At 73.8% G+C, this 12,737-nt stretch carries 10 protein-coding genes and 1 pseudogene; 3 read left to right on the forward strand and 8 right to left on the reverse strand.

Annotated elements, in window-relative coordinates:
* The 6 genes and pseudogenes from SSNG_RS43990 to SSNG_RS20500 form a co-directional block, all read right to left on the reverse strand.
* Positions 1–88: pseudogene (locus tag SSNG_RS43990) on the reverse strand (LLM class F420-dependent oxidoreductase); the annotation flags it as partial.
* A gap of 92 nt (positions 89–180) precedes the next feature.
* Entirely contained in the window at positions 181–1,239 is a 1,059-nt protein-coding gene (locus SSNG_RS20475; RefSeq protein WP_007265796.1) for an ADP-ribosylglycohydrolase family protein, read from the reverse strand.
* An 819-nt stretch (positions 1,240–2,058) separates the two neighbouring features.
* Entirely contained in the window at positions 2,059–4,638 is a 2,580-nt protein-coding gene (locus tag SSNG_RS20485; protein WP_007265798.1) for a bifunctional FO biosynthesis protein CofGH, read from the reverse strand.
* A 40-nt stretch (positions 4,639–4,678) separates the two neighbouring features.
* Positions 4,679–5,461, reverse strand: a complete 783-nt coding sequence (locus SSNG_RS20490) for an SDR family oxidoreductase (protein ID WP_206731316.1) — start codon at positions 5,459–5,461, stop codon at positions 4,679–4,681.
* A gap of 126 nt (positions 5,462–5,587) precedes the next feature.
* Complete coding sequence (locus tag SSNG_RS40035; RefSeq protein WP_007265800.1) at positions 5,588–6,271, reverse strand: hypothetical protein; 684 nt, start codon at positions 6,269–6,271, stop codon at positions 5,588–5,590.
* Between the two features lie 200 nt (positions 6,272–6,471).
* Positions 6,472–7,275, reverse strand: a complete 804-nt coding sequence (locus SSNG_RS20500; RefSeq protein ID WP_042801518.1) for a thioredoxin domain-containing protein — start codon at positions 7,273–7,275, stop codon at positions 6,472–6,474.
* A gap of 266 nt (positions 7,276–7,541) precedes the next feature.
* On the opposite strand from SSNG_RS20500, the gene SSNG_RS20505 reads away from it, so the two are divergent.
* Positions 7,542–9,269 carry a lytic transglycosylase domain-containing protein gene (locus SSNG_RS20505; RefSeq protein ID WP_165365016.1) on the forward strand — a complete coding sequence of 576 codons (1,728 nt, stop codon included), beginning with the start codon at positions 7,542–7,544 and terminating at the stop codon, positions 9,267–9,269.
* 91 nt (positions 9,270–9,360) lie between these two features.
* On the opposite strand, the gene SSNG_RS20510 is transcribed toward SSNG_RS20505, so the two are convergent.
* Entirely contained in the window at positions 9,361–9,849 is a 489-nt protein-coding gene (locus tag SSNG_RS20510; protein WP_042801521.1) for a hypothetical protein, read from the reverse strand.
* 214 nt (positions 9,850–10,063) lie between these two features.
* A complete protein-coding gene (locus tag SSNG_RS20515; RefSeq protein WP_007265804.1) occupies positions 10,064–10,267 on the reverse strand; it encodes a cold-shock protein in 204 nt (67 codons plus the stop codon).
* 236 nt (positions 10,268–10,503) lie between these two features.
* Here SSNG_RS20515 and SSNG_RS20520 point away from each other — a divergent pair, with 236 nt between their 5' ends.
* Both SSNG_RS20520 and SSNG_RS20525 read left to right on the forward strand, forming a co-directional pair.
* The gene (locus tag SSNG_RS20520) at positions 10,504–11,367 is read left to right on the forward strand and encodes a menaquinone biosynthesis protein (RefSeq protein WP_007265805.1); all 864 of its coding nucleotides are present in this window, start codon (positions 10,504–10,506) and stop codon (positions 11,365–11,367) included.
* Between the two features lie 223 nt (positions 11,368–11,590).
* Positions 11,591–12,737 (forward strand): serine/threonine-protein kinase (locus tag SSNG_RS20525; RefSeq protein WP_007265806.1); only part of this gene is annotated, 1,147 nt, incomplete at its 3' end.

The raw sequence follows: 12,737 nt of genomic DNA on the forward strand, positions 1-12,737 counted from the left end.
CGGAGAAGCCGCGCTGCTCCAGGGCGCGGGCGAGGCGGGTGGGGGAGACGGTGCGGTCGGTGAGGAAGATGGTCGTGGCGATCCGCATGGGCGAGGGCACCTCCGAGACGTCGGGAGGGCCAAGGTACGGGCTCGGACGTGAGGACGGCAGGGCGTACGGGGACTCCGTGGCGGGTCGGCTCAGCCGCGGGGGTAGCGGTTCAGCCAAGGGGAGGCGGTGACCGCGGGGCCGTGCAGGGACGGGCCCTGGGTCAGTTCCAGGGCGAAGTCGTCGGCCAGTTGCAGCAGGAGGGCCCGGCCTTCCAGTTCGGCCAGCCCGGCGGCCGGGAGGGCCGTCTCGCCGTGCAGGGCGCCGAGGAGGGCCCCGCACAGGGGCCCGGCGTGGCCGGCGGCGGCCAGGCGCAGGCCGTGCGGGACGTCCTCGGCGACCAGGGCGCAGTAGACGGCGGCGGCGAGGGCGTCCTCGGCGGTGCGGCCGGTGCCGGTGGAGAGGGCTTCGACGGCGCCGGGCCCGGGTGCGCCGCGGGTGACGGCGGTGAGGGCGCGGTGCAGGGCGTCGGTGACGGGTTCGTGGCCGGGGCGGGAGGCGAGCAGGGCGAGGGCGCGCCGGACGGCGGTGTCGAGGGAGGCGCCCCGGGTCAGGCCGTGGACGATCACGGCGAAGGCCCCGGCGGACAGGTGGGCGGCGGGGTGGCCGTGGCTCTGGACGGCGCACTCGACCGCGAGCTGGAGGACCAGGGCGGGCTCCCAGCCGACCAGCAGCCCGAACGGGGCCGAGCGTTCGGCGGCGGACGCGTCCCGGGCGGCGGGGTTCTTCGGCCGGTCGGGGGTGGCGGGGGTGTCGTCGCCGAAGCCGGTCAGGCAGGCCCGCTCGGGGCCGCGCCGGGCGTAGAGCCATTCCTCGTTGCCGAGCCAGCCGTTGTCCTCGCGGCGCTCGTCGGGGCCCCAGTCGTGCTGGGTGGCGTACCAGCGGCGGTAGGCGCGGTGGACGTCGGTCGGCGGGTGCCAGGTGCCGGTGTCCCGGCGCACGTGGGCCCGTATCAGGCCGTCGACGGTGAACATGGTCAGCTGCGTGGTGACGGTGACGGCCCCCCGGCGGCCGTGCCCGTCCCCGAGCGCGCCCCCGAGCAGCACCCCGCGCACCCGGCTCCGGAAGTCCTGCTGCTCGACCCGCCCCCAGAGGGCGGCCCCGGCGGTCCCCGGGCCGCCGGCGCCGGCTCCCGGGGAAGCGGGCCTCACACCACCGGCGTGCCCGACGCCCGTGCCCGCACCCCCGGCGTCGGCTCCGGCCGCTCCGCCGGAGGCGGGCCCGATGCCCGTGCCTCCGGCGGTTCCCGCGAGGTGGGCGCCCGTTGCTCCGGCTGTGTCCGTGGGCCGGGCCCTGGTGCCCAGGTGCCCGTGCCCGCGCCTGGGGCGGAGGCGTCCGCGGGGCCGAGTGCAACATCCCGGGCGTGCCCGGGGTCCGTGCCCGTCGGGACATCGCCGGGGCCGGGGGTTGCGGGCGCTGCGGCAGCAGCGATGCCGGCGGCCGCTCGGGCCGCTCCGGCGGAGGCGGCCCGGGCCGCCCTGGCGGCGACCCCGGTGGCGACCGCTCCGGCCGCCCCGCCCGCCCCGCCGGGTCCGGTCGGGGCGGTCGTGACGACCCGCAGGACGGCCGTGTCCGTCGTGCCGCCGTCGTTCGCCGACGGCCGGGCCGCCGTGTGGTCCACCGTGTCCCCGGCGGAGCCACCGGTGTTCCTCGTCGTGTCCATTGCCGTCCCCCCAGGCTCAGGACGCGCACTGTAGTGGACGGGTTCGGTCGTGTTCGGAAGCGCTCTGGCGGGTCGCCCGTAACTGACCGGAGAACGGCCGGATTGCGAGCGGTTCCGGCCACGGCCCGCCAGGTGGCACGTTTTGCCACCCGCCTTCACGCCGGTCGTTTTCGGCCGTGCCTCGTTCATTCGCCGGTCTCCGGGCGCCCACGGCCCCGGAGGCATGAAGAAGGCCCTCCTGGTCGGCCGACCGGGAGGAGAGGGACGGAGCGGGGCCGCGCACCGGCGGGCCCCGCTCCCGTGCGGACTACGGCTCCAGGACCGGCAGGAGCTCCGGCAGGTGGCCGTCCGAGGCACGGGCCGCGTCCTGGCGCTCCTGCGGGACCTCCCCGTACAGGGTCGTGCGCGGCTTCGCCGGCCGGCCCGCCGCCTCCGCGACCGCGACCAGGTCCTGGACCGACTTGTACGAGCCGTAGCTCGACCCCGCCATCCGGGAGATGGTCTCCTCCATCAGCGTGCCGCCCAGGTCGTTGGCGCCGGAACGGAGCATCTCCGCCGCGCCCTCCGCGCCCAGCTTCACCCAGCTCGTCTGGATGTTGGGGATGTGCGGGTGCAGCAACAGCCGCGCCATCGCCGTGACCGCCCGGTTGTCGCGGACCGTCGGGCCCGGCCGGGCGATGCCCGCCAGGTAGACGGGGGCGTTGGTGTGGATGAAGGGCAGCGTCACGAACTCCGTGAAGCCCCCGGTCTCCTGCTGGATGCGGGACAGGGTGCGGAAGTGGCCGAGCCAGTGCCGGGGCTGGTCCACGTGCCCGTACATCATGGTGGACGAGGAGCGGATGCCCAGCACGTGCGCCGTCGTGACGACCTCGATCCAGTCGGCCGTGGGCAGCTTGCCCTTGGTCAGCACCCAGCGGACCTCGTCGTCCAGGATCTCCGCCGCCGTCCCCGGGATCGAGTCCAGGCCGGCCTCCTTGGCGGCCGTCAGCCAGTCCCGTACGGACATCCCGGTGCGGGTGGCGCCGTTGACGACCTCCATCGGGGAGAAGGCGTGCACGTGCATGCCCGGGACCCGTTCCTTCACCGCCCGCGCGATGTCGAAGTACGCCGTCCCCGGCAGGTCCGGGTGGATGCCGCCCTGCATGCACACCTCGACCGCGCCGACGTCCCACGCCTGGGCCGCGCGGTCGGCGACCTGCTCCAGGGACAGGGTGTAGGCGTCGGCGTCCGTGCGGCGCTGCGCGAAGGCGCAGAAGCGGCAGCCGGTGTAGCAGACGTTGGTGAAGTTGATGTTGCGCGTGACGACGTACGTGACGTCGTCGCCCACCACCGAGCGGCGCAGGTCGTCCGCGATCCGGCACAGCGCGTCCAGCGCCGGGCCGTCCGCGTGCAGCAGGGCCAGCGCCTGCCCGTCGCTCAGCCCCTCCGGGTCGTCGGCGGCCTGCGCGAGCGCGGCCCGTACGTCGGTGTCGATGCGCTCGGGCACCATGCCGGGCGCCGCGGCCTCGCGCAGGGCCTCCCAGTCGCCGTACACCTCGTCGAAGTCCTGGCGGCGGTCGCCGGTGCGGCCCTCGGAGTCGATCGCGGTGTGCAGGTCGGTGCGCCCGTAGGAGGCGAAGGAGTCGTCCGGCTCCTGCCACGGGTGCCCCTCGACGGCGGCGGCCGGATCGGCGAGGCCGGTCTCCGGATCCGCGAGGGCCCGTACGTGGGGCAGCAGGCGGGGGTCCAGCCACGGCTCGCCCCGCTGCACGAACTCCGGGTACACGCAGAGCCGTTCGCGGAGCTCGAAACCGGCCCCGGCCGACCGCTCGGCCAGCAGGTCGATCTGGGGCCAGGGCCGCTCGGGGTTGACGTGGTCCGGGGTGAGCGGCGAGACGCCGCCCCAGTCGTCGATGCCGGCGCCGATGAGGCGGGCGTACTCGCCGTCGACCAGGTTGGGCGGGGCCTGGAGGCAGGCCGAGGGGCCCATGATGTGGCGGGCGACGGCGATCGTGGCGACGAGGTCGTCCAGCTCGGCGTCCGGCATCCCGCGCATGGCCGTGTCCGGCTTCGCGCGGAAGTTCTGGATGATCAGCTCCTGGATGCCGTGGTAGGCCCGGGAGATCCGGCGCAGCGCGAAGAGCGACTCGGCGCGCTCCTCGTACGTCTCGCCGATGCCGATCAGCAGCCCGGAGGTGAAGGGGACCGAGGAGCGCCCGGCGTCCTCCAGGACGCGCAGCCGGACGGCCGGCTCCTTGTCGGGGGAGCCGTGGTGCGGGCCGCCGGGCTCCGACCACAGGCGGGTGGCGGTGGTCTCCAGCATCATCCCCATGGAGGGGGCCACGGGCTTGAGGCGCTGGAAGTCCGACCAGGACATCACTCCGGGGTTGAGGTGGGGCAGCAGCCCGGTCTCCTCCAGGATGCGGATGGAGATGGCCCGCACGTAGGAGATGGTGTCGTCGTAGCCGTGCGCCTCCAGCCACTCGCGGGCCTCGGGCCAGCGGTCCTCGGGCTTGTCCCCGAGGGTGATGAGGGCTTCCTTGCAGCCGAGGGCTGCGCCGCGGCGGGCGATGTCGAGGACCTCGTCCGGAGACATGTACATCCCGTGGCCGGCGCGGCGCAGCTTGCCGGGGACGGTGGCGAAGGTGCAGTAGTGGCACTTGTCGCGGCAGAGGCGGGTGAGGGGGATGAACACGCTCTTCGAGTAGGTGATCACGCCCGGCCGGCCGGCGGCCTCCAGGCCCGCGTCGCGGACCCGGGCGGCGGAGGCGGTCAGGTCCTCCAGGGCCGCGCCGCGGGCCTGGAGGAGGACGGCCGCCTCGGCCGCGTCGAGCGCGACGCCGTCGCGGGCTCGCCGCAGCGCACGGCGCATCGCGTTGTCGGTCGGGGCGTCACTCGGAGTGGTCATGTGGCGAGCATACGATCCGTCCGGATTCCGGTGGAGGGCGTCATCGCATCAGCTCACCGGCGTTGACCAGCAGGGATTGGCCGGTTATCGCCCGCGCCCGGTCGGAGGCGAGGAAGACGGCGGCGTCGGCGACGTCCCCGTCGGTGGCGAGGTCGGGCAGGGCCATCCGGTCGGCCAGGCGCTGGTGGACCTCGGCCTCGGGGACGCCCTCGGTGTGGGCGGTGAAGGTGACGAAGGCCTGCACGGGCGGGCCCCACATCCAGCCGGGCAGCACGGTGTTGACGCGGATCCGGTGCGGGCCGAGCTCCCGGGCCAGGGAGTACATGGCGGAGGTCAGGGCGCCCTTGGAGGCCGCGTAGGCGGCCTGGCGGACCTCGCTGGGGGCGGCGACGGCGGACTGGGTGCCGATGAAGACGACGGAGCCGCCGCCGGCCTTGAGGGAGGGCAGGCAGGCACGGGTCATGCGCAGGCTGCCGAGGAGGTTGACGTCGATGATCTGCTGCCAGGTCCCGAAGTCGGCGTCTTCCAGGCCGCCGAAGTACGAGTCCCAGGCGGCCACGTGGACGACGGCGTCGATGCGGCCGAAGCGCTCCCGGGCGAGCGCGGCGAGGGCCTCGCACTGCCGCTCGTCGGAGATGTCGGTGGGCAGGTGGGCGGTGTGGGTGCCGTCGGGGTCGATCTCGGCGGCGGACTTGGCCAGGTTGGCCTCGGTGCGGGCGCCGAGGACGGCGTTGCCGCCGTCGCGGACCACGGCGGCGGCCACCTGGTGGCCGAGCCCGGCCCCCACACCGGAGACGACGACGGTCTTCCCTCGCAGCAGCATCACGCGCCCCCTGGCGGTTCGGCTCGGATCAAAGGATCTGACGGGCCGTCAGGGTAGGGGCGCGGGGCGCCGGTGTGAAGGGGTGCGGGGGGCCGGGGCGGGCCCGTGGGCCGGGTCCGGCCGGGCTCAGCGGCGGCCGCTCACGTCCAGGAAGATGTTCACGGCGACCCAGGTGGCCCAGAGCAGCGGGATGATCGCCACGTAGGCGAGCGGCCGCGCGTGCACCGGCGGGCCCTCCTCCAGCGGCTGCCGGCCCGGCGCGGGGGTGGGGTGCGGGAGCTTGGAGTACTTCATCGCCGCGAACAGGTTCCACAGCAGCGTGAACGGCGTGAAGACCACCAGGGAGAACGGGCTCCACCAGCCCTGGCACAGGGTCTTGGTGGTCATGGTGCGGATCAGCGACCGGGCGCACTGGCGGCAGAAGGGGCCGTTGAGGGTGTGGAAGCGCATCAGGATCAGTACGCCGACGTGCGCGCGCACCGCGAAGTTCGCCGTCTCCGGCGCCCCGCACTGGCGGCAGCCCGGCGCCTGGGCGTGCGGGTGCGGGTACGGGGCCGCGTACTGCGGGTGCTGCGGCTGCTGCGGGTAACCGGGCGCGGGATAACCCGGCGCGGGGTGGCCGCCCGGCGCGGGGTAGCCGCCGGGGGCCGGCTGCTGACCGTACGGGTTCTGCCCCGCGGCCGGCTGGGGCCCGTAGGGGTTCGCGCCCGCCGGGGGCTGGCCGTACGGGTTCTGCCCGGCCGGGGCGCCGGGGTGCGGGCCCGGCGGGACGGGGGCTCCGGAGTAGGGATTCGGCGGCGGAGTGCTCATGGAAGGGCCTTCGGGATCGGCGGCGGCAGGCAGCGGCGACCGGCGGGACCCCCGGACCGGTTCCGGTACCGCTACCGACCGATTCCGTTTCCGCTTCCGGGCGTTCTCACGGAAGGGCCCACGGAAGAGGGGGTGCCGAACACCAGTGCGCTCGATTGGCCTGAAACGTATCAGGCCCTTGTGACAGCCCCTGTTACGTTTCAGGACTTCCGGTTCGCCGCGACCAGTTGGGCGAAGGCCTCCGGGGAGACCGCCTCCCCCCGGCCCGACAGCACCCCCACCTCCTTGCCGTTGACCTCCACCGACGGGGTGCCCCGCTTGCCGCTCTCGCCGAAGGCCTTGGAGACCTCGTCGACCCACGGCATGTACGACAGCTCCTCGACGGCCCGGTCGAACTCCGGCGTGCGCAGCCCCGGCACCTGCCCGGCGAGGTCCAGCAGGGTGTCCGTGGAGCCGAACCTGTCGTCCGTCTCCCTGCTCGGATGGTTCCGGTAGAGCACTTGGAGGTAGTCCACGAACTTCCGGGGGCTCTCGTTCACCGCCGCGCCCAGCGCGTTCAGGGCGCGCTTGGAGCCCTTGCCGCCCAGGCCGCCGTCCAGGAAGGTCGCGAAGTGGTACTCGACGCGGTAGGTCCCGGCGTCCGCCTGCTCCTTGAAGGCCGGGCCGAGGCCCGTCTCCACGTTCGCGCAGAAGGGGCAGCGCGGATCCAGCCACACGGACACGACGTCCTTCGCGTCGGCCCTGCCGTACGGGACCACCACCCCGTCCTCGCCGGTGGTGTGCGCCGGCCGCAGGAAGGGCTTGCCCGCCGCCTCGCTCTTCCCCGGCCCGGCCCGCCCCGCCGCGTACGCCCCCACCCCGACCGCGACCGCCAGCACGGCCGCCAGTGCCCCGCCGACGAACAGCCGTCCGCGCAGCCGCGCCCGCCGGGCCCCGGCCTCCCGCTCCGCCCGGAGCCGCTCCCGCGCCTCGCGGCGGTGGTCCTTCTTGCTGCTGCTCGCCATGAGAAACAGGGTAAAGACCAACGAGCCCTGCCAGTACGGGCCTTTGGGATGTTCCGGACAGGGCCGAAGGGCCCGCCGGGGCCGGGCCGGAGGGCCGCCGGAGCCGGGCTGGACGTCCTGGGCCACAGCCGGGTGAAGCCGAGACGAATGGTGCGTCACATCTGCGGGGGCGGCGGTGAGTCGTGTCGGAATACCTGATAGACAGAACAATCGCGGCCCGACCGGCCGTACGCCTTTGACGGCCGCCTTGGGGGGATCGCCGCACCGTGAAGCCGCTTCACCGCCACGTAGTCAACACCTCGCGCAAGGTACTGTGTACGGCCGCCCTCGCGGCCAGCCTGACGACGGCCGCCGTCGTGACCAACACCCCGGTCGCCGGCGCCGGTGAGGCCGAGCCCACGCCCGACAGCCCGCAGGCCACCGACCGCGGTGACGCCCGCCTCGACCTGCCCGGCCAGCTCGCCGACCCGGTCGTCCCGCCCGCCGCCGGCACCGGGGGCAACCCGGCCGAAGGCTCCTCCGCCATCCCCGCGACCGCCCTCGACGCCTACAAGCGCTCCGAGGTGGCCGTGGCCGCCGCCCTCCCCAAGTGCAAACTGCCCTGGACGCTGGTCGCGGCGATAGGCCGCGTCGAGTCCGTGCACGCCTCCGGCTACGGGCTCAAGACCGACGGCACCACGGAGAAGCCGATCCGCGGCCCGCGCCTGGACGGCAACGGCTACGCGAAGATCCTGGACACCGACAAGGGCGAGTTCGACGGCGACACCGAGTACGACCGCGCCTTCGGCCCGCTCCAGTTCATCCCCTCCACCTGGGCCACCTGGAAGGCCGACGGCAACGGGGACGGCAAGCGCGACGCGAACAACATCTACGACGCGGCGCTCGGCGCGGGCCTCTACCTCTGCTCCGGCGGCAAGGACCTCTCGCTCCCGGCCGACCTCGACAAGGCGATCCTCGGCTACAACCAGTCGCGCGAGTACGTGAACTCCGTGCTCGGCTACATGCGCCAGTACCAGCAGGACGGCACGGCCGGGATCCCGAACCCGCCCGTCGGCAACTACCCGACGCCGCCCACGCCGACCATCCCCACCCCGCGCGTCCCCACCCCGCAGCCGCCGGCCACGCGGCCGAACACCCCCAACAACCCGACGAACCCCTCCAACCCGGGCAACCAGACCCCGAACCCGAAGCCCACCCCGGAGCCGTCGAAGCCGACGCCCGAGCCCTCCAAGCCGACCCCGGCGCCCGCGACCCTGGCCAAGCTGGAGCGGGTCGGCGAGACGAAGCCGGAGGCCGAGGCCGGCACCCTCTTCGCGGAGGGCGTCCGCTTCAAGGCGGTCCTCAGCGACGGCAAGTCGGCCGTCGGCCAGGCCGTCGTCGTCGCCGTCGAACAGGACACCACGGGCGGCACGGGCTTCGTCTTCGGCAGCGAGCCGAGCGTGGTCGTCCGCACCGACGCCCAGGGCATCGCCACCACCCCGCGGCTGAAGGCCGGCCCGAAGGCGGGCACCTTCACCCTGCGGGCCACCGCCTACGACGCCAAGAGCCAGTTCACCGTGGCCGTGGACGGCAGGACCACCGAGAAGCCGGCCGAGCAGCCCGTCGTGCTCACCGGCACCAAGACCGTGCAGGTCGCCGCGGGCACCCCGGTCACGGGCCTGCAGTACCTGGTCGCCCGCGGCGACAAGCCGGTGGCGGGCGCGGAGCTCACCGCCACGCTCGTCGAGAAGGCGGCCGGCGGGGCCTGGACCCCGGTGGACGCCAAGACCGCCAAGGGCCCGTGGTTCCAGGGCGCCACGGCCGAGGAGAAGCTGTTCACGAAGGCGCTCAAGACCGGCGCCGACGGCAGGGCGACCCTGCCCGCGCTGCTCACCGCGGACGTCCCCGCGGGCACGTACCACCTGCGGCTGCTCACGGCGGACAAGACCGAGCTGATCGTCACCATCGAGATCACCGCCGCCGCTCCGGCCCCCGCCCCCGCCCCGAAAGCCTGACCCGGGCGGGCCGCGTACCCGGACACGACACGGCACGGCCGCCCCGCGCGGCCGTGCCGTTCCGTTCTGTGCCGTTCCGTGAGGGGGACCGTCAGACCGGCGTGGCCTGGACGGCCTGGAAGCCGACGCCGCAGGTGCCCGCCAGGTTGGTCGGGCTGAAGGGCGTCGCGCTGGTGGTGCAGCGGGCCTCGTACAGCACGCCGCTCTTGCTGAGCAGGGTGATGTCGAGCTGGGGGCCGACGCTGGTGACGCCGGTGATGGAGAGGGCCGTGTCCACGACGCACTTCGGCGCGTTCGGGACGGCCTTGAGGTCGATCCACACGCCGGGGTTCCGGCCGTCGTTGAGGAAGGCGTGCCCGTCCCGGTCGGTCGTCAGACGGAACACCGTCCCGTACACGACCCCGTACTCCGCGGCGGCGGTACTGACGTGCCGCGCCACCGGCCCGCACTTCTTCTTGCCGTGCTCCGGCTCCGGCGTCGGACCGCCGCTGGCTGCCGCGGACGGCACCATCAGGGCTCCGAGGAGCAGCGCTCCCGTAGCGGCGGAGATGCCCCGTGCGGCCCAAGCGAGCTTCCTCATGCTGTGCGTCCTTTCCCGTGGCGGCCTCGTACCAGGACCGACCATCCCCGGGCCGCACGAAACACACACGCAACGTGACGAAGGGTCACTCAGGGGAACCAGCGACACGCCCCGAACGGCGGGAAAGGCAGGAGCCCCGCCTCCTCCGCTCGCGCGGAGGAGGCAGGGCTCCTTGGGTACTGCAAATGCGACCGCGATCCGGTCGGCCTGGCGACTAGGCCGGGGTGACGTTCTCCGCCTGCGGACCCTTCGGGCCCTGCGTGACGTCGAAGTTGACCTGCTGGTTCTCCTCGAGGGAGCGGAAGCCAGAGGCGTTGATCGCGGAGTAGTGGACGAAGACATCCGGGCCGCCGCCGTCCTGGGCGATGAAGCCGAAGCCCTTTTCAGCGTTGAACCACTTCACGGTTCCGGTAGCCATGAGCCCTCCTATGGGCCAAAGGGTCGCCCTGCTCCAGAACCTGCTAAGAAGTCTGAAAACTACAAAAGCCTGCGGGTTACATGCTCCGCAGGCCTCGTACTGCAAGGGAAACCAAACTGCAACTTGCGTCGAGCCTAGCACGCACCCTCGGGCCGAGACCAGAGGGAAAGATCACGTCACCCGGACGTTTGAGACCCGCTCGATCGCTGACGGAGAACCGCGGCTAGTCTCGCGATGTGGACGTCTATCGCAGCCGGCCCCGCGTCGGCCACATCCAGTTCCTGAACTGCCTGCCCCTCTACTGGGGGCTGGCCCGAACCGGCACGCTGCTGGACATGGAGCTGACCAAGGACACCCCCGAGAAGCTGAGCGAGCGGCTCGTCCAGGGGGACCTGGACATCGCCCCGATCACCCTCGTGGAGTTCCTCCGCAACGCCGACGAGCTCGTCGCCTTCCCCGACCTGGCGGTCGGCTGCGACGGCCCGGTCATGTCCTGCGTGATCGTCTCGCAGGTCCCGCTGGAGCAGCTGGACGGCGCCCGCGTCGCCCTCGGCTCGACCTCCCGCACCTCCGTACGCCTCGCCCAGCTGCTGCTCGCAGAGCAGTACGGAGTCCGCCCCGACTACTACACCTGCCCCCCTGACCTGGGGCTGATGATGCAGGAGGCCGACGCGGCGGTGCTGATCGGCGACGCCGCGCTGCGCGCCTCGCTGCACGACGCGCCGCGGCTCGGGCTCGCCGTGCACGACCTGGGCCAGATGTGGAAGGAGTGGACGGGACTGCCGTTCGTCTTCGCCGTCTGGGCCGCCCGCAAGGACTACCTGGAGCGCGAGCCCGTGCTCGTGCGGGAGGTCCACGAGGCCTTCCTCGCCTCCCGGGACGTCTCCCTGGAGGAGGTCGTCAAGGTCGCCGAGCAGGCCGCCCGCTGGGAGGCCTTCGACGCCGAGCTGCTCCAGCGCTACTTCACCACGCTCGACTTCCGCTTCGGCCCGGACCAACTGGCCGGCGTACGGGAATTCGCGCGCCGGACCGGAGCGGACACCGGCTACGACGCGGACGTCACCGTCGAGCTGCTGAAGACCGCCGCTCGGGATCGCTGATAGCGAAATCCGCAACGATCTTCCGCTTCCCCCCGCCTTCTCTCCCGGGAATGTTCCGTTTGCCGGGAATTCGTTTCCCTTTCGTATTCACGTCGCCCGGAGGCGAATGCGAAGGGGAGCGGGGGAAGCGGAAGCTATTCGGCGGGAACGCGCCCTCGTCACCCCCTAAGGTGCTGTCTGTTCGCACGAACGCGAACACGGATCTCGGGGGACGGGGGACGCGATGCAGCCGCTCGAAGCCGGCGAGCCTCGCACCGTCGGCGCCTACCGGCTGCTCGGCCGGCTGGGCGCGGGCGGCATGGGACGGGTCTATCTGGGGCGCAGCGCTGGCGGCCGGACCGTCGCCGTCAAGATCGTGCACCCCCACTTCGCCTCCGACACGGAGTTCCGCGCCCGCTTCCGCCGCGAGGTGGAGGCGGCCCGGCGGGTCGGCGGGGAGTGGACCGCGCCCGTGCTGGACGCCGACCCGGAGGCGCCGGTGCCGTGGGTGGCGACCGGGTACGTGGCGGGCCCCTCCCTGGACCGGGCGGTGGCCGGGCACGGGCCGCTGCCCGAGGCCTCGGTACGGGCGGTCGGCGGGGGGCTGGCCCGCGCGCTGGTGGCGGTGCACGGGCTGGGTCTCGTACACCGGGACGTGAAGCCCTCCAACGTGATGCTCAGCCTGGACGGGCCGCGGCTGATCGACTTCGGGATCGCCCGGGCCACGGACGGCACCGCCTCGCTGACCTCCACCGGCGTCTCCATCGGCTCGCCCGGCTACATGTCCCCGGAGCAGATCCTCGGCAAGGGCGTCACGGGCGCCTCGGACGTGTTCTCCCTGGGCGCGGTCATGGCCTTCGCGGCGACCGGCCGGCCGCCCTTCAGCGGGGACAACTCCGCGACCCTGCTCTACAAGGTGGTCCACGAGCCGCCGGAGCTCGACGGCATCCCCGCCGGGGAGCTGCGCGAGCTGGTCGGTGCCTGCCTGGCCAAGGCCGCCGCCGACCGCCCGGCGCCGGAGGCCCTCGCGGCGGCCCTGGGCGGCGCCCTGGGTACGCCGGGCTGGCTGCCGGCCCCGCTGGTGGAGGAGGCGAGCCGGGCGGCGGTGGCGTTGCTGGACTTGGACGCCGATGCCTCCGGCGGTTCCGGCGGTGGGGCGGGCGGGGGTTCCGGTTCCGGGCCGGGCGCGTCCGGGGCGCCGGCCGGGGGCCCCGCCGCCGGACCGGCCACGGCGGCCGGCTCCGGGTCCGGTGCGTGGCCCGGCCACTCCTCCGGGTCCGGGGCGGTGTCCGGCTCCGGGCCGGTGCCGTTCACGGAGGGGGTCCTTCGGAGGGCCGGCCAGGGTCGGCTTCGGTACGCCCGACCCCTCCTACGGGCTCCGCCGCACAGTC

Source organism: Streptomyces sp. C (genome assembly GCF_000158895.1).
Taxonomy (GTDB): domain Bacteria; phylum Actinomycetota; class Actinomycetes; order Streptomycetales; family Streptomycetaceae; genus Streptomyces; species Streptomyces racemochromogenes.

Excerpts from the sequence above, each read along its gene's own strand:
- SSNG_RS20510 (WP_042801521.1), bottom strand. The coding sequence starts at position 9,849 with ATGAGGAAGCTCGCTTGGGCCGCACGGGGCATCTCCGCCGCTACGGGA.
- SSNG_RS20500 (WP_042801518.1), bottom strand. The coding sequence starts at position 7,275 with ATGGCGAGCAGCAGCAAGAAGGACCACCGCCGCGAGGCGCGGGAGCGG.
- SSNG_RS40035 (WP_007265800.1), bottom strand. The coding sequence starts at position 6,271 with ATGAGCACTCCGCCGCCGAATCCCTACTCCGGAGCCCCCGTCCCGCCG.
- SSNG_RS20515 (WP_007265804.1), bottom strand. The coding sequence starts at position 10,267 with ATGGCTACCGGAACCGTGAAGTGGTTCAACGCTGAAAAGGGCTTCGGC.
- SSNG_RS20485 (WP_007265798.1), bottom strand. The coding sequence starts at position 4,638 with ATGACCACTCCGAGTGACGCCCCGACCGACAACGCGATGCGCCGTGCG.
- SSNG_RS20490 (WP_206731316.1), bottom strand. The coding sequence starts at position 5,461 with ATGCTGCTGCGAGGGAAGACCGTCGTCGTCTCCGGTGTGGGGGCCGGG.